Source organism: Rhizobium sp. AN73 (assembly GCF_030757975.1).
In the GTDB taxonomy this organism is placed as follows: domain Bacteria; phylum Pseudomonadota; class Alphaproteobacteria; order Rhizobiales; family Rhizobiaceae; genus Agrobacterium; species Agrobacterium arsenijevicii.
Map to the genome: position 1 here is coordinate 1,325,965 of NZ_JARWME010000001.1, position 20,757 is coordinate 1,346,721.

Annotated in this window: 15 protein-coding genes; 3 read left to right on the top strand and 12 right to left on the bottom strand. The window is 57.5% G+C overall.

What is annotated here, in order from left to right; all coding sequences use genetic code 11:
* Positions 1-108 precede the first annotated feature (108 nt).
* Together RBH10_RS05890 and pbpC are read left to right on the top strand one after the other, a co-directional pair.
* Positions 109-5,553, top strand: coding sequence for an alpha-2-macroglobulin family protein (locus RBH10_RS05890; RefSeq protein WP_281038870.1), 5,445 nt, complete (start codon positions 109-111; stop codon positions 5,551-5,553).
* Positions 5,550-7,628, top strand: coding sequence for a penicillin-binding protein 1C (gene pbpC, locus RBH10_RS05895; RefSeq protein ID WP_281038871.1), 2,079 nt, complete (start codon positions 5,550-5,552; stop codon positions 7,626-7,628). The genes RBH10_RS05890 and pbpC overlap by 4 nt, the downstream gene beginning before the upstream one ends.
* Positions 7,629-7,745: 117 nt before the next feature.
* Here pbpC and RBH10_RS05900 read toward each other — a convergent pair whose 3' ends face one another.
* The 6 genes from RBH10_RS05900 to RBH10_RS05925 form a co-directional block, all read right to left on the bottom strand.
* A complete protein-coding gene (locus RBH10_RS05900) occupies positions 7,746-8,042 on the bottom strand; it encodes a hypothetical protein (RefSeq protein WP_281038872.1) in 297 nt (98 codons plus the stop codon).
* A gap of 447 nt (positions 8,043-8,489) precedes the next feature.
* Positions 8,490-10,331, bottom strand: a complete 1,842-nt coding sequence (locus RBH10_RS05905) for a TniQ family protein (RefSeq protein WP_281038873.1) — start codon at positions 10,329-10,331, stop codon at positions 8,490-8,492.
* 21 nt (positions 10,332-10,352) lie between these two features.
* On the bottom strand, positions 10,353-11,327 hold the full coding sequence (locus RBH10_RS05910) for an ATP-binding protein (RefSeq protein ID WP_281038874.1): 975 nt from the start codon (positions 11,325-11,327) through the stop codon (positions 10,353-10,355).
* Position 11,328: 1 nt separating this feature from the next.
* Positions 11,329-13,533, bottom strand: a complete 2,205-nt coding sequence (locus tag RBH10_RS05915) for a DDE-type integrase/transposase/recombinase (RefSeq protein ID WP_281038875.1) — start codon at positions 13,531-13,533, stop codon at positions 11,329-11,331.
* 46 nt (positions 13,534-13,579) lie between these two features.
* The gene (locus RBH10_RS05920; RefSeq protein WP_281038876.1) at positions 13,580-14,260 is read right to left on the bottom strand and encodes a hypothetical protein; all 681 of its coding nucleotides are present in this window, start codon (positions 14,258-14,260) and stop codon (positions 13,580-13,582) included.
* Between the two features lie 16 nt (positions 14,261-14,276).
* On the bottom strand, positions 14,277-14,420 hold the full coding sequence (locus RBH10_RS05925; protein WP_281038877.1) for a hypothetical protein: 144 nt from the start codon (positions 14,418-14,420) through the stop codon (positions 14,277-14,279).
* Between the two features lie 707 nt (positions 14,421-15,127).
* Between RBH10_RS05925 and RBH10_RS05930 the strand changes: the two genes are divergently transcribed.
* Positions 15,128-15,769: a hypothetical protein gene (locus tag RBH10_RS05930; RefSeq protein WP_306180462.1), complete on the top strand. Its 642-nt coding sequence runs from the start codon at positions 15,128-15,130 to the stop codon at positions 15,767-15,769.
* Here RBH10_RS05930 and RBH10_RS05935 read toward each other — a convergent pair.
* From RBH10_RS05935 to RBH10_RS05960, 6 genes are all read right to left on the bottom strand, one after another.
* Positions 15,735-16,873, bottom strand: a protein-coding gene (locus tag RBH10_RS05935) for an IS3 family transposase (protein ID WP_281039752.1) whose coding sequence is annotated in 2 segments (ribosomal slippage) — positions 15,735-16,606 and positions 16,606-16,873 — 1,140 coding nt in all. Because the reading frame shifts where the segments join, the coding sequence is not laid out codon by codon here. The genes RBH10_RS05930 and RBH10_RS05935 overlap by 35 nt on opposite strands.
* A gap of 848 nt (positions 16,874-17,721) precedes the next feature.
* Entirely contained in the window at positions 17,722-18,282 is a 561-nt protein-coding gene (locus RBH10_RS05940; RefSeq protein ID WP_281037837.1) for a hypothetical protein, read from the bottom strand.
* A gap of 35 nt (positions 18,283-18,317) precedes the next feature.
* On the bottom strand, positions 18,318-18,956 hold the full coding sequence (locus tag RBH10_RS05945; RefSeq protein ID WP_281037836.1) for a hypothetical protein: 639 nt from the start codon (positions 18,954-18,956) through the stop codon (positions 18,318-18,320).
* 29 nt (positions 18,957-18,985) lie between these two features.
* Positions 18,986-19,471, bottom strand: a complete 486-nt coding sequence (locus RBH10_RS05950; protein ID WP_306180463.1) for a hypothetical protein — start codon at positions 19,469-19,471, stop codon at positions 18,986-18,988.
* A 95-nt stretch (positions 19,472-19,566) separates the two neighbouring features.
* Positions 19,567-19,824 (bottom strand): hypothetical protein, encoded by a 258-nt coding sequence (locus RBH10_RS05955; protein WP_281037834.1) that lies wholly within the window; start codon positions 19,822-19,824, stop codon positions 19,567-19,569.
* Between the two features lie 191 nt (positions 19,825-20,015).
* A complete protein-coding gene (locus RBH10_RS05960; protein WP_281037833.1) occupies positions 20,016-20,693 on the bottom strand; it encodes an SH3 domain-containing protein in 678 nt (225 codons plus the stop codon).
* Between the last annotated feature and the right edge of the window lie 64 nt (positions 20,694-20,757).

The following is a 20,757-nucleotide window of genomic DNA, read 5'->3' on the forward strand; positions in this document are numbered from 1 at the left end:
GCCGGCCTCTCCACATTGTCGCGTCGCCAATTGTAGAAGATGCGTTGACAACCGTGCGTGGATTTGACCAGAGTCCCGCCCGACATGTCTGTTGCGGGGAGAAAATTGATGTCGTTGCGCGCGCTCGTCCGGATTTCGTTGGTTGCGGTATCAACTGCCATTACGTTTCTTCCAGCCACGGCGGCGGAACCCTCCCGCAAGGTGGTAACCACCAAAAACGGCGATTATTTCGGTTTCGATCTCAGAACCGAGCAGAATGTCTCGCTGGAGCAATGCGGCGAGATTTGCGTGGGCGACAACGCCTGCAAGGCCTTCACCTACAATCCCAAGGTGCAATGGTGCTTCCTCAAGTCGGATTTCAATCAGCTTAACGCCTTTCCGGGCGCCGTTGCCGGCAAGATCGTGGAAGTCGTCGCGGAAGCCGATATCGGCGCGCCGCAGCGTCTTTCCTTCGTGACCGACAGCTTGCAGCAGGAAGCGCGCCGGCTGAAATCCGGCCTTGCCGCAACCGCGGAGCAGGAGGGGCAGGGGCTGGAAAGCCTGGTGCAGACGGCAAGGCAGCAGGCGGCCGCCGATGCGGTTGCGACCTACAAGGCCGCCCTTGCGATCACGCCTGACGATGGTGCGCTGTGGGCGGAGTTTTCGCAGAAGGCCGCTCAGGTTACCGACAATTACTCGATTGCGGGTCAGGCCGCTTCCGCTGCCATCAATGCCTATCAGTTGAGCCGCACGGTGAGTGCGCGCACCGAGGCGCTGAACCGGCTGGCGCAGGCTTTCGAAAAGACCCAGAATTATCGTGCCGCACTCAGCGCCTATAAGGAAAGCCTCGCGCTTTCCGATAATGCGCAGACAAAGGCGGCCTATGCCGATCTGCGCACGCGCCAGGGTTTTCGCGTCATCAACAATACGGTGGATACGGATAGCGTCAGCCCGCGCGCTTGCGTGCAGTTTTCCGAACCGCTGGTGAAGAACGGCGTCGATTATTCCTCCTTTGTCACTCTGGATGGCGCAGCGCCCAAGGCCATCGAGGCGAAAGGCAGCGAGATTTGCGTCGAAGGGCTGGTGCACGGCCAACGTTACAAGATCGCGTTCCGCGCCGGCCTGCCGTCCTCGGTGGAAGAGCCTCTGGAAAAGCAGGTCAATCTCGATATTTACGTGCGCGACCGTGCCGCCAGCGTGCGCTTCACGGGTGAGAATTTCGTGCTGCCCGGCACCGCACGGCGTGGCATCCCGATCGTTTCGGTCAATGCCGACAAGGCAGACCTGAAGCTTTACCGTATCGGCGACCGCAACATCACATCGCTTTTGGCGAACTCGCAATTTCTGACACAGATGGACGGTTACAGTGCCGACCGTATTGAAAACGAGAGCGGAGAGCTTGTCTGGCAGGGTTCGATCGATATCCAGCCTGATCTCAACAAGGATGTGGTGACAAGCTTTCCGGTGGACGAAGCTCTGCCGGAGCGCAAGCCCGGCATCTATGTGCTGACCGCCGTACCGCCCGGCACGGCACCGGAGACCTGGGATTCGCGCGCCACGCAATGGTTCCTGGTGTCCGATACCGGCATCACCACCTATGCCGGAACCGATGGCCTGAACGTCTTCGTCCGCTCGCTCGGCAGCGCCGCACCGCTTGGCGGCGTGGATCTGCAGCTGCTTGCCAAGAACAACGAAGTGCTTGGCACGGCAAAGACGGATGCGGACGGTCGCGCGGTGTTTTCGGCAGGTCTGATGCGCGGCACGGCGGCGCAGGCACCGGCGATCCTCACGGCGCGTAACGGCGACAAGGATTATGTGTTCCTCGATATGACGCGCGCCGGTTTCGATCTCTCCGACCGTGGCGTGACAGGACGCGCGGCCCCCGGCGCCATCGACGTGTTCAGCTGGACCGAGCGTGGCATCTACCGCGCCGGTGAGACCGTGCACGCGGCAGCGCTTGCGCGGGATGTGGATGGCAAGGCGATCGAAGATCTGCCGCTGACCTTCATCTTCTCGCGTCCTGATGGCGTCGAGGACCGGCGTTTCGTCAGCGATGGCAAGGCGCTTGGCGGGCATGCGGTCGATCTGCCGTTGCAGGCAAACGCCATGCGTGGCACATGGACGCTGAACATCCACACCGATCCGAAAACGCCTGCGATCAGCGAAAAAAGCTTTCTGGTCGATGATTTCGTGCCTGATCGCACGGAGTTCGATCTTTCCAGCAAAGTGAAACAGATCGAACCGGGTGCCGAAACGGCAATCGACGTTGATGGTCGTTATCTCTACGGCGCTCCCGCCGCCGGCCTGACGCTGGAAGGCGAGGTCGGCATCAAGCCGACGCGCACGAGCGCCGATTTCGAGGGTTATTTCTTCGGTCTGGCCGATGAGGAAAGCGGCGAGGAAGACCGCACCGCGCTTGCCGATCTGCCGGCGCTGGACGAAGAGGGCAAGGCAAGCTTCAATGTCGATCTGACCGATCTGCCTTCGACCACGCAGCTTCTTTCCGCCAACATCACCGTGCGTATGCGCGAGGCGGGTGGCCGCGCCGTGGAACGGTCGCTGACGCTGCCGATCAAGTCGGAAGCGCCGGTGATCGGCATCAAACCGCAATTTTCGGGCGATCTCGCCCAGAACTCGATCGGGCGTTTCCACATCATCGGCGTTTCAGCCGATGGCGCGAAACAGGCGATGAGCGGCCTCAACTGGAAGCTCATCAAGGTCGAGAGAAACTATCAATGGTATCGTCAGGGTAATTCCTGGCGTTACGAACCGGTCGAATATACCAAGCAGACCGAAACAGGCACGCTGTCCGTCGACGCCAATGGCGCCGAGATTTCCGTGCCCGTCACCTGGGGTCGTTACCGGCTGGAGGTGGAAGGTGCCGGCAACGGTGCGCCGGTTTCCAGTGTCGAGTTCGACGCCGGTTTCTATGTTGAGGCAAGCTCGACCGAAACGCCGGATGCGCTGGAAATCGCGCTCGACAAACCAAACTACAAGATCGGCGATACGGCGAAACTCAAGGTGTCGTCGCGGTTTGCCGGTCAGCTGATGGTGACCTCCGGTTCGGAAAAGCTGATTTCGGTACAGAATGCCAAGATTGGCGAGGATGGCGGCGAGATCGACATTCCGGTCACCGAGGAATGGGGCGCGGGCGCTTACGTTACGGCCACGCTGTTCCGCCCCGGTGATGCGCAGGAAAGCCGCATGCCGATGCGCGCCATCGGCATCAAGTGGCTTGCCGTCGATCCGGCTGAGCGCAAGCTGGCCGTTACGCTCGGCGCGCCGCAAAAGACGCTGCCACGCCAACCGCTTGAAATCCCGATCAGCGTTGCCGGCGCGGGCGTCGGCGAAAAGGCCTATGCCATCGTTGCCGCGGTCGATGTCGGCATTTTGAACCTCACCCGTTACGAACCGCCGAAGCCGGATGAATGGTATTTCGGCCAGCGCCGGCTTGGTCTGGAAATCCGCGATCTCTATGGCCGTCTGATCGATGGTTCGCTTGGTGCCACCGGCCGCCTGCGCACCGGTGGCGATGGCGGTGGGGCAGCACTTCAGGGCAGCCCGCCCACCGAAAAGCTCGTGGCCTTCTTCTCCGGTCCGGTCGAACTCGATGCGAATGGCGAGGCGACGGTGAGCTTCGATATTCCGCAGTTCAACGGCACCGCCCGCATCATGGCGGTTGCCTGGACGAAGACGGGCGTGGGACATGCGGTCTCCGACGCGGTCATTCGCGATCCTGTCGTGGTCACGGCCAGCGCGCCGAAGTTCCTCGCACCCGGCGACGTCTCGCAATTGCGGCTCGATATCGCCAATACCGATGGCGATGCCGGTGACTACCGGCTGGATGTCACCAGCAACACGGCGCTGACGGTCGATCAGGGCGAGATGTCCCAGACATTGGCGCTGCAAAAAGGTGGAAAATCTTCGCTGACCGTTCCGCTGACGGGCGAACAGCCCGGCAATGGTGCAATCACCATCAAGGTCTCCAATGCCGCCGGTGTTTCGCTGGAGCAGGTCTTGAACGTTCCGGTGCGCCCGGCCGTTCTGCCGGTCACGACCCGGCGTGAGATCAAGATCGCGCCGAATAGCAGCCTGACGATCAATGGTGACCTTCTGGCCGACAGCATGCTTCTCGGCTCATCCGTTGCCGTCAACGTCACGCGTTCGCCCGCCTTCGATATTCCGGCGCTGGTGATGATGCTCGACAAATATCCGTACGGCTGTGCCGAGCAGACGACGAGCCGCGCCTTGCCGCTGCTTTATCTCTCGGAAATGACCAAGGATAGCGGCATGGCCGACGACCCCGATATGCGCAAGCGCGTACAGGAGGCGATCTACCGGGTGCTGTCCTTCCAGTCGAGTTCCGGCAGTTTCGGCCTCTGGTCACCCGGTTACGGCGATCTGTGGCTGGATGCCTATATCAGCGACTTCCTGACCCGGGCGCGCGAACAGAGTTACGATGTCCCCGAACAGGCCATGGTGCAGGCGCTGAACAACCTGCAGAACGGCCTTTCCTCCGACAGCAACGTCAAGGATCGCGGCAACGAGATCGCCTATTCGCTCTACGTGCTGGCACGCAACCGCAAGGCGGCAATCAACGATCTCAGATATTACGCGGATACGGCGCTTGCCGATTTCCCGACACCGCTTGCCAAGGCTCAAGTTGCCGCAGCCCTTTCGCTTTACGGCGACCAGGCCCGCGCGAAGACCGTGTTTGGCGCTTCGCTGGATATGGCGAGCCGTACCACCAAGGTCAGCTTCGCAAGGGCGGATTATGGTTCCGCCCTGCGTGATGGTGCGGCGACGCTGGCACTGGCTGCGGAAAGCCGCCCGGTTCCGGCCATTGTACCGCAGCTTGCCGGTGCGGTGGCGAAGGAATGGGAAAAGAAACCCTATACCAGCACCCAGGAACAGGCATGGATGCTGCTTGCCGCCCGCGCCGTCAAAGGCGAGGACAAGGATATCCGCCTTGATGTGAACGGCGATTTGCAGACCGGTGGCTTCGGCAAGCGGATGAGCGGCGATGAATTGCTGGCGGCTCCCTTGAAGATCGCCAATGCCTCGGCCGATCCCGTCACGGCTGTCGTCACCACGGTCGCGCCGCCGGCGCAACCGCTTGCCGCTGGCGGCGAGGGCTTCACCATCACCCGCACCTATTATTCGATGGATGGTGAGGAGGTGAACCCGAGCGAGGTGGTGCAGAACGAGCGTTATGTGGTGGTGCTGAACGTCACGCCGCAAAACGACTGGCAATCGCGTATTCTGGTGACCGACCTCCTGCCTTCCGGTTTCGAGATCGACAATCCGAGCCTCGTCAATTCGGCAGCCCTTTCGAATTTCGACTGGTTGCCGGAAACAGACGCCGCGCATACCGAATTCCGATATGACCGCTTCGTGGCGGCCTTCGACCGCACGGCTGGCGACAGTTCGGAAATCACGCTCGCCTATGTGGTGCGCGCCGTCACCCCCGGCACCTATGACCATCCGGCAGCCTCGGTCGAGGATATGTACCGGCCGCAATTTTCCGCCCGCACGGCAACGGGTCGCATGGAGGTGCGTTCGGCAACCCCATGAGGCGGAAACGGGCGATCATCGTCGGCATCGTGTCGGCCGCACTGCTTCTTGGCGGTGCGGCCTTCGGTCTCGATGCGCTGGACAAGGCCTATCCGCCGCCGCTGGAGGCTGCACAGCAGCGGTCCTTCGAGGTGCTGGACCACGATGGCCGGTTGCTGCGCGCCTTTGCGACACCGGATGGCCGCTGGCGGCTGAAAACCACGGCCGCCGAGGTCGACCCACAGTTCCTGCGTATGCTGGTCGCCTATGAGGACCAACGTTTCTACGATCATCACGGCATCGACCCCTGGGCGCTGTTACGCTCCGCTTGGCAATTGGCGAGCAATGGCAGGATCGTTTCCGGCGCCTCGACGCTTTCCATGCAGGTGGCGCGGCTGATCGAACCGCGCACAGACCGGTCGTTTTCGGCTAAATTCTTGCAGGCCGCGCGCGCGCTCCAGATCGAAAGGCGGCTCGGCAAGGCGGAAATCCTCGATCTTTATCTGAACATCGCCCCCTATGGTGGCAATCTGGAAGGTATTCGCGCCGCAAGCCTTGCCTGGTTCGGCAAGGAGCCGGCACGGCTCGATACGGCCGAGGCAGCCCTTCTGGTGGCGTTACCGCAATTGCCGGAAAAACGCCGCCCGGACCGTTTTCCGGATGCGGCAAGGCAGGCGCGGGAGCGGGTGTTGCAACGCCTTGCTGTCGAACGTGTCGTGGGTGAAGGCGAAGCGGAGCGGGCGACCCTTGCAACCGTTCCCGCCAGCCGCCGTGATCTGCCGGCCTATGCGCCGCATATGGCCGCAGCCGCACGCGTGAAGTTTCCGAATGCCACAGAAGTGCAGTCCACGCTGAGATTGCCGATCCAGCGGGAGCTGGAGGCCGTTGCCCGCCATGCCGTGGACAAGCTGACGGACAAGGTCTCCGTCGCCATCGTCATGGCAGATGCGCAGACCGGCGATATTCTGGCCGAAGTCGGCTCGGCGGATTATCTCGATACCGCAAGGCGTGGTTTTGTGGAGATGAGCCGGGCCGTTCGCTCGCCGGGCTCCACTCTCAAGCCGTTCATCTACGGCCTCGCCTTCGAAAACGGTCTTGTCGGACAGGAAACCATCATCGAGGATCGCCCGGCCGATTTTTCCGGTTACCGCCCGCGCAATTTCGACATGCATTATCAGGGTGATGTCAGCATCCGGCAGGCGCTGCAACTGTCGCTCAACGTGCCCGCCGTCAAGCTTCTGGAAGCGGTCAGCCCGTCCGCGCTGATGGTGCGTTTCCGGCGGGCGGGCGTGAAGCTGGTCCTTCCCAGCAACGAGGCGCCGGGGCTTGCCATCGCACTCGGCGGCGCGGGCATTTCGTTGGTTGATCTGGTACAGCTTTATGCGGGACTTGCCGGCGGCGGTGATCCCGTGCGGCTGGGGGACGGCGTCCGCTCCGCCCCGGAACGGCTCGGCGGCGACAGGCTGTTTTCCGACGCTGCGATCTGGAATGTCTCCGACATCCTCTCCGGCGTGCTGCCGCCGCTCGGCATGAAGCAGCGCGGCATCGCTTACAAGACCGGCACCAGCTACGGTTACCGCGACGCCTGGTCTGTGGGTTATGACGGACGGCATGTTATCGGCGTCTGGGTCGGCCGCGCCGATAACGGCGCGGTGCCTGGCATTGCCGGTTATGCGACGGCGGCCCCTATCCTGTTCGAGGCTTTTGCAAGATCGGGCGTGGCGATCACGCCGATGCCCCCAGCACCTTCTGGTGTCGCGCGGGTCGCCGTGAGCGACCTTCCCGCCAACCAGCGGCGCTTCACCATGACCGCAAGCGGCCTGCTCTCGGCCTCGCGGCGGGAAAGCGCCCCGCGCATCGTTTATCCGCCTGAAGGCGCAAGGGTTGAACTCTCCAGCCAGTCGGGCATTTCGCCGCTGGTGCTGAAGCTGCAAGGCGGGCGCGCGCCGTTCCGCTGGCTTGCAAACGGCAAGCCTCTGCCGGATGCTTCTCTCCGCCGCAACAGTGAATGGCGACCGGAAGGGCAGGGGTTTTCGACGCTGACGGTGATCGACGCCGATGGTCGCGCGTCGAGCGTTCGTGTTTTCATTGAGTGAATTTTTGACGGCGAATGCGTCGCGCGGCGAAACGCCACCGCCGCAGGCAATTCCGTGCCCGCGTCATAGAAGTTCCTTGGCAGAGGCCTAGCGCGAACGCGGAAGGAGGAATGGCTATCACGCAACGTCGAGTGAATGACGATCAATACGCTCCTGAAGTGCGACCACAACCGCATGCAGAAATTCGCGGCATCGGGGGTCGACGGTCTTCGCCAGCGTCATTTCCAGCCGGCTGCGGATCTTGTCCATGAACCCAACGTGGTCGAAGCTATCGGCGGCGATATTTACCTCGACCTCTTCCATGTAGTGTAACAGGTGCGGTTCCAGTGCGAGATTTGCGTCCATCCGGTATCGGGTGGCCATCTGCTCTGCAAGCGTTCCCATCTGTACGTATGGGCCATATTCGTTGATCATTCTGTCTCCTTCATCGTGTGTGAGCACCTTAGATAGGTGCTGTTTGTGAATGCACGAGATGTATGTGCGATCAAACGCGCAAAAGACCGGAACCAATTGGTAAAACGAACGTGACCAATCGATGCGGTCGCCATTCGAACACGCCGGTGCGCATGCTGACCGAAACGGGACAGCCATCATGTTTGGCCCGGCCTAGAGTCTCATAGCGAGCAGTAACGCAGGTGAGGGCATTTCGCCCTACTTGATTGCGCTCCGTAGGTTTGTCGCTACGTTGAGAAATTTCATTGAATTCATTGGTGAATCTTACGTCATGTCGAAAAGGTCGGGGCGGATTGCTCCGATAGGTGTGTCCAGAAACTAAAGTGCCGGGACTGTAGGCAATAAAAAAGCCCGCCGAGGCGGGCCTTTCAAACTGCATTACGGAAGATTGACGAGGGCAAATCCGCGTTATTGCCAGTGCGCTACGTCTGATCGTCGATAGAATCTCGAGTTTCTACCGGTCGGTTCATAAATGGGGGATACTCCCTCGGCCTCGAGATTTTGACGAAGAATCCCCGGAAAGACACCCGCGCGGTCTGACAATAGAGCGAGACAAATATGCTCTGCGATGAAGGCATCTACGGAGTTTGCCAAGACGTATTGTTGCTCACGCCGAGTGGCAGGGTTGATTCGGGTTTCCGTCTTTAGATAACCGAGGCGAAGCAGTTCGCTGATCGTGCCTCTCGCCGTCCCGATCCGGCGTTCAGTGTCTCGGACATTGAGGTGTCTATGATTATCGTTGCCATTCAATGATGCCACTTTAGGAATAGAGTGGCTCAACCGGGCTCTGACTTCCTCCCAATCCACAAACAGGTTCGAGAGCGTCGTCCTACCGTCTTTGAAATGGAGGCTTTTCAAAGAACCTTCCAGGCCCAATTTGAGGATGGTCTCGGTTTGGCAACCACATCTTTGCGCCGCTTTGTCCAGTCGCACCAGGCCGTCGGTATTTGAACCGTTTAGTGAGCGCCCGAAAAGCGCTTTCTTAAATGCCTCGAATTCGGACCGTTGGATACGCGAAAAGACGCGTGCACCGTCCTTCGGTTGCTCCACGCGGCGCAGAAGCCCGGCATCGAGAATGGCCCGCATGCGGTCATCCGTAATTCCGAGAGCTGTCCGGATTTCAGCGCTGGTCATTGTGTCCAGTGCCTCGGACAATACCGCGTGGCCTCGACTTGCGTCGAAGTAAATCTGGGCGCTTGTCAGCTGTGAGGGTGCAATGAGATTGGCCTCCAGGAGCAGGTCATGGATGCGGTCCTCCATCATGCCATATTCGAGGCCGGCCGATCTGATCGAATGCAGATGGCGTTTTCGGGTGGGCAGCACAAAGGCTTCATCAGGCCCAATCGGTAGATTTCGCTCGGCGATGTCCTGAAAAATCTCTGTTACGAGGGAGAATTCAGGCTTCTTGTGATTACGCAGCAGCCAGTCTCGCAACGGCCCGAAAAACGAAGCCATTTCATAAACCATAGGTTTTGACTGTTCGATCGCCTGGCAAATAATCCTCTCAATCAGATCGCGTCCGGCTGAGGTGGAACCGAACCCGCACTCGACGTCGGAATGAGAAGCAAGGTCGCAACGATGGTCTGCGATCTGGTGCATCTTCTGGAAGCGACCGAAATGACGGCAAAGATCAACGGCCACATAGGTTTCGAAATTGTCGAGAAACTCGTTGGCTGGGATACCTTCGATCCTTGCGACCACGTATCGATCGACTTGAGACGAGGAGGCTGCGCTGGTGTCGATCGCCTCCTCTCTGATCGTCGAAACATTTCTGGCTACGAATGAGGCGAAGTCACCGTGCTCTTGCGCGGATACTGGCGCTTCCTTGATCGCACACGCATGCTTAGGGCAATTCTGTAACGCGCGGGTCATCCACGCTGCCTGGACGTAGGGCCGTGAAAAAGGACGGCCGCTGCCGTTTTCGAGATCGTCAACGACACATTTCGGGCAGTACCGATGATTTCGTCCCGGACGCATATCACGGCCCATCAATGCGTGACCAAGCTTCCACGTCGCTGCGGCGGTAACGGACGCGATAGCATAAGCTGCGAGACGCGCTTCTTCGACACCCGACCAGTGTGCTAGCAACGCCATCGCTTCGGGGTGGCCCGAGGCGATGGCCGTGGCGTTTGTGTCCGTCGTGGTGAGAAACGCTCGCATCGAACGATAGCCGTTTGCGTGCGCGAGGCGGGATGCAAGGCTTAGGGGCGTTTCGGTTTCGTGAAACTCGACAGTGACGGGGAGTGCCATGACGCGATACCTTCCTGGCTATTACTTCTTCTTTTTCGAGGGCTGGGCGACCAGGTCGCTCAGAGCGTTGCTACGATCAATGTCGCGCCACCGGGGAGAGGTGATGATGTTGTCGCCGCGAAGACTGCCCGACGCACGGTCGTAGAAACCTGCGAAGTCGCGAGCCGTGAGATTTTTGCGGTTTCGTCCCAGGGCTGCGAAACAAGCCGCTCGTACCATCTCGATCATCGTACCCAACCCACCACCCGTGGAGGCCACCAGGCGTCCCAGGAAGTCGTCGGTCAGCAACTCGTCTGCCAGCACAAGACCGCAATGGTCGATGGCAATGTCGCACAGAAGCTTTTCGACCAACGGTTTGTCAGAAGGAAAGCGCACCGGCTCGAACCGCATGACCAACGACCTATTCGCGAGCTGGAGATCACCGGATACCAGCCTGGCCAAGTCGGGTACGCCGCTGTAGATCGTGTGGAGTGGCCAGTCGGGAATGGCGATCAGGCTTTTCAGGCGATCCTGGAGAGACCTTACGGCTGCGGCCGTTGGTGCCCGCAAGAGGTCTTGTGCCTCATCCAGATGCAGAAAGAGGACGCGACGTTCTCTAAGTTGTTGTTTGACTGTCTCGTAAAGTTCATGCTCATTCGCACGATTGCTCGCGGGCAGTCCCATCTCGTGAAGGATACGGATCGCCAAATCTTTGGTGGAGCAGGGTTTCGGCACCTCGATACTGATCAATGGACGCACCGTTTCACCATACTCATTCTGGTACGGCTGAAACGATTTGATCCTCGTGAATGCTCGCTCCAACGAGGTCGATTTCCCGCTGCCGGATTCGCCGATTACGATGAAGGAGCGCCTCCTGGAGCCACCGCCTGCAAGGCAATCGAGGGCATGGTCCTCGAATTCGGTCAGGCGCTTCACGAGTTCCAGGCAACGGCCTGTCTCGAAGTAACGGTTGGTTTCCCGCACACGCAGTGCGCGCAGTTCGTTGGTTGCGTTCACCTTAGTACTCCTCATCATAGTGGAAGCCGGAAGCAAGCGCGTCAGAGGCTTGCGTGGCGTCGGGTTCGTTTTCTTTCATTTCTTCGGCCTCGGATTTTTCGAGGGCGAACAGGTCGGGCCGCTGGATGACCATGCCGATCCGCAGCGGATCGTCGGGGAGTGGGCCTTCGGCGAGGAGCGAAACCTGATCTTCAGATGGCGCGGCCATCCAGGCACCGAACAGCTCCGCGTCCCAACGGTCGAAGTCCTTTGCAGTCGGTACGCTGGGAGAAAGACCGGCACGGAGTGTTGCGGCATCACCGATGGCGCGGAGCCGATTGATTGCGTCGTACATCACCGTCATGCCCTGCTCGGCAGCGGTCGCGTAGCTGGCACGCAATTCCTTGCGTGCGGCCATCCATTCGGCGAGCGTCACACTGTCATCGAGACCGACGGTGTTGCGAACGACGAACCAGCCCTTGTCGCCTTTGACGGCGATGTGGGCGGGGCATTCCGGATCGTATTTGATCTCGACGTCGACTTGGTCGAACTTGGTCCGGAGCCGCTGGATTTCGGCATCGCAATAGGTGATCCCGAATACGGTGATACCGTAGTCGGAAATCCGGCGGGTCGTTTTGATACCGAAAATCTGGAGCATCTCTTCGGCATCTGGCGGATAGAGGATTTCATATTCTTTGGAGGCCTCGACCCACGCATTGTGCGGGGTATTACCCCCAAGGCCAGAATGCGGCTTGTTGTGATAGATGTCGCATACCGCGAAGATGAAAATCTTGATCAGTTCGTCGACCAGCAACGCGGCATGGGCCTGCGGATCGTAATCGCCCTTTTCTACGACCGAAGAGAAAGTCCGTCCCTCGAAATACGGTGCGATCAGCAGGCCGATCGAATGGAAAAGGCTCTCGATGAACGGGCGGCAGCCAGGATCGCCAGCGGGCGGACGAGTACCGTGAATACGCGCGGCACGAAGCACCTCGGCGGTCCGTTGCGCGGTGAATTCCGCGCCGTTGTCGGTGTAAATGACCCGAGGCCTGATTTTCCCGATCCACGGCGTCTGGGCGTCCACATATGACGACAGGTGTCTCTTGTCAGTCATGATCATGCGGATCGTTGCAACGGCGGACGCGGCGTTCGGGTTTGTGCTCGCTTTCAGCGCCAGGATGTAACGTGTTGCGACGTCGATCGCGGCGCAGAAGCAGATGCGAACACGAGGAATACGCTCCTGAACCTTTTCCGGTAGCGCGTTCCAGATGCCCGTTTCTACCAGCAGCGAGATCAGATCGACGGTGACGAAATCCATCTCGATCCGCTGGCCAGGGGCGACCACGTGGAAACTGCGACGGATCGCCTTGAATTTCTGGACAGCATACTTCTCGCCGTGACGGCTCGCGATGACGTGAAACTTGTCGAACTTCGCGATCATCGCTTCGAATTTTTTGCGGGATACCTTCCCGATTTTCTTCGGGGTTGGGGGGTCGGCATTGTGCTTCTGAAGCTCAGCCAGGTACGACCGATAGACATGTGCCTTGGTAGGGCGGCGACGATCCAGATAGGCCATCGCCATCTTGTGTGCGAACGCGATCGTAGCTGGTTTCAGAGCGAACAGTTTTGGCCCGGGACCATGATGGCGTGGAAGAAGCGCCATCACGTCGCCGTCGCAATTGTGGTAGTCGTCGTAGTCGCGTTTGAAGGTTTTGACGCATGGGCAGGGGAAGATGACAACCTGACTTCCCTGATCGGCTCGGTCATCGACGACGAGGTCGACCAGTGCTTTGTTGATCTCCTGGTTCCACGCCACCAGCTTCGGTCCGAGCTTTTTCTCAGACATTGGCAGAAGCTTGCCAATGCGGTCGCATTCAACATCATACCTGTGGATCAGCTTTTCCCGGTGCAGAGCGAGATCACGATCTTCGACGTTGAATTCGTCCCATGGCTTATCACCGAAGATGGCACGGATTTTTTGCTGCGCAGGGCTGTTGTAGCCATAGCGGATGGATGCTTTGTTGCTGTCGAGCGCGGCGTAGATTTCCTCGTGCGAGAGGAAAATCTTATATTCCACATCGTTTTCTGAACGGAACAGATAGCCCACGTCGTCGCGGCTTACAGGAATGAAGAAGGCGTTCCTCGCCTTGTCATGGTAGCGGTCCATTTGACCCATACCGATGAGTGAATGGAGAAAATGGCGAGCGGGCAGCGTGCGGGATTCCATGGTGGTCCTTTCTCTGATGGATGGAACTTTGATTTGGTTGGGAAGGCTAGGCGCAGACGCGCAGCCAGGAGCGATCGTCGATGCGACCCGAGTAGACGGGTCGGATTAGACGGAGATCGATTAGCCGCCACGCGGCGGTGCGGCGTTTACTACGTGACGGGACGTCGCGCAGCAGGTCGCCAAACCGGAACTGGCCCGGCAGATGTTTCACCACATCCACGAGTCTGGCACATTCGGCGTCATCGTGGTGGAGGCGGGAGGTGAGGATGAAGTAGGCATTTTCGAATGCCTCGTGGGTTGCTTCCTCGTTCGTCATCAAGGCAACGGCGTCGGCGACGCGCGGCGTCAACTTTCCTAATGGGCCCACCCCTGTGATGCCGGCTGCACAGATGCGATCAAGCAGATCGAGCATTTCTACCCGCTTGCGAGCATACTTCACCGCAACGGCGACCCTTGTGCCGTCGTTGAGAACGATGAAGTAGTCGAAGGTGTGCTCACGCAGGACGCCGTCGGCGTCGGTGTAGTGGACCTTCGGGTATTGCGACTGGAGTTCTCGAAGGCCAGTCAGGGTCTGGAGTACAGAGCTGACGCGGTGCTCGAGTTCGCTCTCGTGGTACACGCCGTTGCCGTTGAAGAACGTGTGACCACGTGCGGTCTTGGCCTGTTTGTCGGCGGGCACGCGCAGGGCGAGGCCGAAGTGCGGCTCGTGCCAATAATCTTTACCCAACGCGGTGCCGGTCGGATTAGCGGACGCCCGGTATTTCCAAGCCCCCGACCAAGGTCGTGCCGATGCGTTCCGGTTGCTGGCTCATGGATGCAATGGAAAGGAAGCCGAGCCCCTCGCGTTTCTGGTAAAGGTATTGGGCGACTTTATGGGAGTGACGCATTCCGATCTCCTGCCTTGTATCCTGCGATAATCTCGCTGGCCGAGGTTTCCGGTCGGAATTCCCCTGGCTCAGAGAGAAGCAAAACCTATGGTGGGTGCTATCGTCATCATGCGTCCCCATTGCTACTCACACCGTCGGTGAGCGAATATCACGTCGAGGCAGGGCTCTTACGCGTCAAATCTTAATGAGATGTAAGGTTTTTTGGCGATTTCTTATAATTTTACAGACGACCTGACTCAAAACAATCACGCTGGATGCGATCGGATTTTTCGGGGACAGTACTGTTGGATATCCGGGTACCTTTCCACCCCATGTGATTGCCTCGGTGGCCAAGGCATCCTTTGGGGGGTCTGACTCACGGAGACGCGAAACCATACCTTGCTCAGTACCCGCGGCTGGTCTCCAAGGTTTCGCTCCTGGGTGTCTGAGCTTGAGAATCTCGTAGTCGGGGATTGTCGGGGGGCTCAAGTTTTCGTTTGGTGCGGGTTGAAAGCCATCTAAGCGTGCTCTACCTTTTCATTAACAAGACTTTTGCGAACGTTCGATATTCAGAAAGGGGAGGGCCAAGCAAATGACAAAGAGTATTTGCCTCGAGCTTTTCTCTGGCGTTACTGAACTCGACACCGACCGCTTTCACCATGGCTCCACTGAGACTCGAGCTTTAGGGATACCCCCCAAAGTGCCGATATCTGCCAGAAGGAGCCACGATGTCTGTGAAATCTCGCAAAACCGCCCGCGCTACTGATAGAGGTATCGACACGATCGATCCTGAGGCTGTGCGCGTCCGCCGAATTCTCGAGGCCATTTCTGCGGTGGCTGAATTGATGGTGACGCTTCAGGTCGACAACCCGGATCGATCGCTTGACGGTCTTCTGCTGGTCGTCGGTGAGAAGACTGTTTCCCTCGAAAATAATCGCACTGTTATGGAAAAAAACTCCGCGAGCATCCCGATGCCGCGCGGTACTCGGGTCCGTCACTTGTTGGAAGCTTTGAAGGCTGAGGATGGCGACGTCGAGTTGGCCATTAAGCTGCTCTCAGTTCGGTTTGCGGAAGCTAATGACAACGGAAAGACCTTGAATATGTACCGAGACGAAGAGATTGGTGGCCCCAGCGTTGCACTGCATCTTGCAATTCGAGCTTATGTGGACGGAAAAGTTTACAACGCTACCTCGCTAATGCGGCCTGACGGTGGATCATTGTCGCCACCCGTTCCGACTTATGCATCAGGTGTCATCTCGCCAGGCCATGTAGACAGAGGTGGTTCGGTTTGTCTGAACAGTTTCGGGCGTTTCGCTAAGTGGATTTCCGCCTCGATTATGCTGCCACCATCATTGGTGCCAGCGCGTTAAAGTAGGCCTGATCCGGCGTCTGCCGGTCAAGGGATGAATGTGGGCGTCGGCTATTGTAGAAGGTCAGATATCGGCTGATGCCGACGCGGGCCTCGGATACTGTTTTGTAGGCGTGGAGGTAGACTTCTTCGTATTTGATCGAACGCCAGAGCCGTTCGACGAAGACGTTGTCCCGCCACGCACCCTTGCCATCCATCGAGATGGCAATCTCAGCCTTCTTCAGCACGGCGGTGAAGTCCATCGAGGTGAACTGCGATCCCTGGTCGGTATTGAATATGTCGGGTTTGCCATAACGGGCCAGCGCTTCCTCGACTGCTTCGATGCAGAAGGCTGCTTCCATCGTGATCGACAGTCGCCACGACAGAACCCTCCGGCTGAACCAGTCCACGACGGCGCAGAGGTAAACAAATCCGCGAGACATGGGGATATAGGTCAAGTCCATCGCCCACACCTGGTTGGGTCGGGTGACCTCCAGCTTGCGCAGGAGGTAGGGATAGATTTTGTGACCTGGCGCTGGTTTGGATGTGTTCGGGCGACGATAAATCGCCTCGATGCCCATCTTCTTCATCAGCGTGGCGACGTGGAGCCGCCCGGTTTTCAGCCCTTCTCCTCTCAAGAGCCCTTGCAACATCCGACTTCCGGCGAATGGGTAGTCGAGATGCAGTTCGTCGATCCGGCGCATCAAAGCCAGATCGCCGTCGGGCACTGGACGAGGCAGATAATAGACGCTGCCACGGCTGAAGCCGAGAAGCTTCGCTTGCCGTGCGACCGACAGTTTGTGTGCGCGGTCGATCATTTCTTTCCGCCCAGCAATCCCGCCTTGCCGAGCGCTCCGGCTAAAAAATCGTTCTCCAGTGTCAGTTCACCGATCTTGGCGTGCAGTGTTTTCACATCGACGGTTGGGCTCGCCGGTTCGGCCTTGGTTTCATCACCAAAAACGCCTGTCGCCCCCTCAAGGAGCTGGTCTTTCCACTGTTTGATCTGGTTGGCATGCACGTCAAACTGCTGGGACAATTCCACTAGCGTCTGCTCGCCTCGGATGGCGGCCAGCGCCACTTTTGCCTTGAAAGCCGGGCTATGGTTCCGACGCGGTCGTCTCGTCATGGTCACTCCTGTTCCCGGCATTTAAGCCGAAGTCAGGCAGAAATTCCACTTATCCCCGCTGTCCAGATTTCCCGAGCCAGCTCTGACAGAGAAGAGACAATCGCGCCGTCCCAAATTTGGGTGATAGGGCCCACGCCGGCGACTTCGCTCGTATTTATTGAAAACAACGAGACTCGGCGTTTCTTGAATGTAGCCCTGAAGAGCCTCTTCGATTCTCTGAGCGATGACTGGGGTGAGATTATCGGCCAGCACGACCAGATGTTGATAGCCAAATTTGGTATAGTGTTCCCTTCGGCGTGAGAGGTTCGGCCGAGATGTCACACCAATCATATACTCGGAAACTGCGGGGGAGCGTGCAATTGCGTATACTGTTTGTGCCAAACTAATGGCTGTCCCAATTCTCATACCTGTCGCCCTTTTCCTCCGGGGCAAGAAAATTCAGTCGGGTAGCCTCCGGGATTGGAGTCTTGCTTTCTGTATTTTGGTTTGGCTTTCAATGGTATGGCACTCGCCGTATATTTAAGTTCGAACGGAGCGAGAGAATCTCCTCCCTATATCAGGAGGTATACTTACCTGCCGCGCTAACGGCTAGCGTCAACGTGCCATTGGCAGAACCTGGCCTGCTGCTTATGGGAGTTGTCGAGCCCAAGCGCTTCGGTCGCCCTATGGGGAGCATCAGAATAGATTGCAATAGTCATTTCATTTGCTGCCAAACTCCCCGAAAAGGAAAGTCGGGAGGATCGATCTGCAATGTTTCGCCAGTTGGGAACCGAAATAAACGACCGACGTAGTTCCCGCTATCCCATGCGAGGCGTTGGGCACCATGGATCGAGCATTGTGGAAAAATTTCAAGACTTCGTGCGAATTTTTTCTAACTCGTCGGCTATTTCATGAAGCCCTTTAGTTCGCCACCCAGCGCGAAAGCCATCCGTTGCTCCAAAGCAATAGGACAGCTTTTCTCGTTTGGCATCACCGGGGCGACCACTCCAAGACATATCAACGTTGAAGCGCTGTTCATAAGCTTCAGTCGACAATACCGCTTGGATTACCAAATCCTTGCCAGACGGAAGCAGCGAACACTCGAAAGTCGTGGCATCTTTTTCGACAACGCCATGCGAATTTGGACCCGGCAACGCTGGAGTAACATGCAGCTGGATATCAAAAGCGGTCGCATTACCGGTGTTTTCAAGGGTGAGATTCATTGCTTTTGGGTTGGAATGGCCTGACCGGAGATAGCAAACAACGAATGGGTTTGATGTCATCTTTGCCAACGCCGATGTCTCAACCGCTAAAACTTTGGTAACTCGCCATAATGCCCACGTCGCAAAAGCCGTTACCAATGCGGCTAGGACTTGAGCCAACGTCAGCAGATTTCCGGGCTGCGTGAGCCAGACCATTTCTGCTTGCATGACATACTCCTTAAATTAGTTGGTCAGTACTTCCTTCATGCCGTCGTTATCAGCGCTTGACCTCCCGGGGCGTAGCTTTCTGGTGAGAGCTTTCGAAAGGCTTTTTCAAACCGGTCAAGTTGCTGCACGATTTGTCTCGCGAGTGCGTTCACCTTGCGAATACGTTCAATTGTTTCTGGTCCGAATCGATCTTGAATCCGTTCGTGATCAAGTGGAACCGCATAATAACCCGGCGGCCTATCTATCGGTCCTGCGTATGCCGCCAGTTTTGCGTAAAGTTCGTCGGAAAGGCGCACGATCTCCGATGCGAGATTGTCGAGCTCCGAATTTTCGAACTCATACTCGCTACCTTCCCAGTAGCTAACGTCGCGAACGCCGTGCAAACGAGTGTGAAGATATGGGCTGCCAAAAGAGTGTTCGCGCAAGAACACTTTAGTCGGCTCATCAAAGAGTTGGCGTAGTCTCAATCCAAGGGCTACATCGTGGGGATGAAGGGAATTAATATTTTCTACAGTATGATCAGCCTTATATTCGGTAAATGCCCAAGCAGCGAAAATAGCTATGAACCCTGCAAGTGGCTCTCCTATACTCTCACCACGGTGATATTGATCAACAATAGCTCCTACTAACACCATCGCGCCAACGCCGCTAAATAATCTTCCAATACGCCACATGTATTTCTCCATAAATCCAACGGAACGCGTTACACTAATGCAGATGCTACGGCAGCCATCATAGTCGCAACCATCAACCAAAACGCGACGCTTCTTAGGTCACGTTGTTCGTGTTCGTCCCGCCGTCTCAAAATCGCATTGTGCGTATCATAAAAGCTTTTAATAACTCTGCCGCGATCAAGGAGGCCTTCTGTTTCTTGTAATGAGAATTCCGGAAGCTCTAGTGAGCGGCGAAAAGCTTGGTGCATCTTATCGCAAAGCGATGCGTTGAGGCGCTGGGCCGCAAATAAACCGTGTAGCGTACCTATGAGGGTGTAATTTCCTTTTATTTCTTTCCCCTCAAAACGCTTTTGAAACTGGTTCTCTGCCTTGGCGATTATTTTCAACGCTGCCTCTCGGTCGGCGACGTTTCGCTTCAACTGAAATTTCGTGAGCAAGTCCAGCCAATCGAAAAGCAGAACAAGTGCTGCGAAGAAGCCAAGCACCGCACTGGAAATTGCGAAGACAGTCTGCAACTTTACACCCATATGTTTGTATCTCGGAAGAGATACTCTCATAAGCTAAATCATCGAAAAAGCCCGCGTGATGCAACGAGCGGGCTTTTCATAGACTATGTTGTATTGTTCATGCATTCTCGAATGCTTGCCTCATCCTGCGGCGTCATATCCACGAATTTAGGGCCGCAACTTTTCGTCAGGCCTTCCTGAATGAATTCGACATCGCCTGAAATGCCCAGCCAAATGACATGAACATCCTCCGTAACGGAATCGAAATAGGGCGACTGGACCGACTGGCGCATCAAAGATTCCAGCACCATCGCTTCCGACGACGCCAACATCACAGCTTGCGGGCCGCCGCCGTCAGTCATTCGCCCAAATGCGCTGAGAACAAGCGAGTGGCAGAGGCTCTGCGCTGTGGTCGCAACCTACCGAACATCACACCACTTCCTCGCTTGCCCTCAAGTTCAGTTAAGGTTGTACGAATTTTGAGGCGGTCGCATCGCATCAAAGGCGACGAGCTTTCAGGGAGGATGTCGTGGTCAGGTACCTGCGGATACGATCAGCGATAAGCTTCAATCATCGATTTCGTAACATCCTGGGCGAAACAGATTGGCGCATAGCCGCCAGGTTTTGAATATGCACTTCGGTTGCCGCATCTTCGGCCTCTGCGGTCTGTGCTGTAGGGGCAGGCGCATGTACCGGGGTAGTCGGCCAGGGATTCGGCAATGATCCGCTGGATGATGATGGTGGGTGATAGCGTCGGCGGAGGCTTACTCTTTGGTTCCGACGGTTTTGAAATTTCCTCCCGCTTGGGGTTGTCATCCTGCAAAAACCTGGTTGCGACCCATCCTTCTTTTTGAGTCAGAACATCTTTGATCCTGGACCATTGTGCCTCCGACTGAAGCAGGTCCACTTTTCGTCCTCGATCCAGTCTATCAATGATTTGAGACTTTGGACTTGGTGCACCACGCAGTGCGACGCCGTTCCCATTGACGAACTTAGTCGTTATTTCCACGAAATTCGACGATCTTGGCGTCTCGTCTCGCGGGGAAGCGGTTGTTGCGGAAGGGGAGGTTGGTTGTTGGTCGCTCGTCGCCGGCGGCGGACGTTCCGAGACGCGAACACCAGTTGAGAAACTTGGCGACTGTGTCGTTACGCCGGACTTCGACGGCGTTTCCCCCAATTTCGAAATGCCGAACAGGATAAGTCCACAAAGCAGCCAGTATCGTTTTTTCATAGAAGAGCCCCCATGGCATATTGCCGATGGCTAAAATGCTCTGCAAGTGGCAATGGCGGCCACT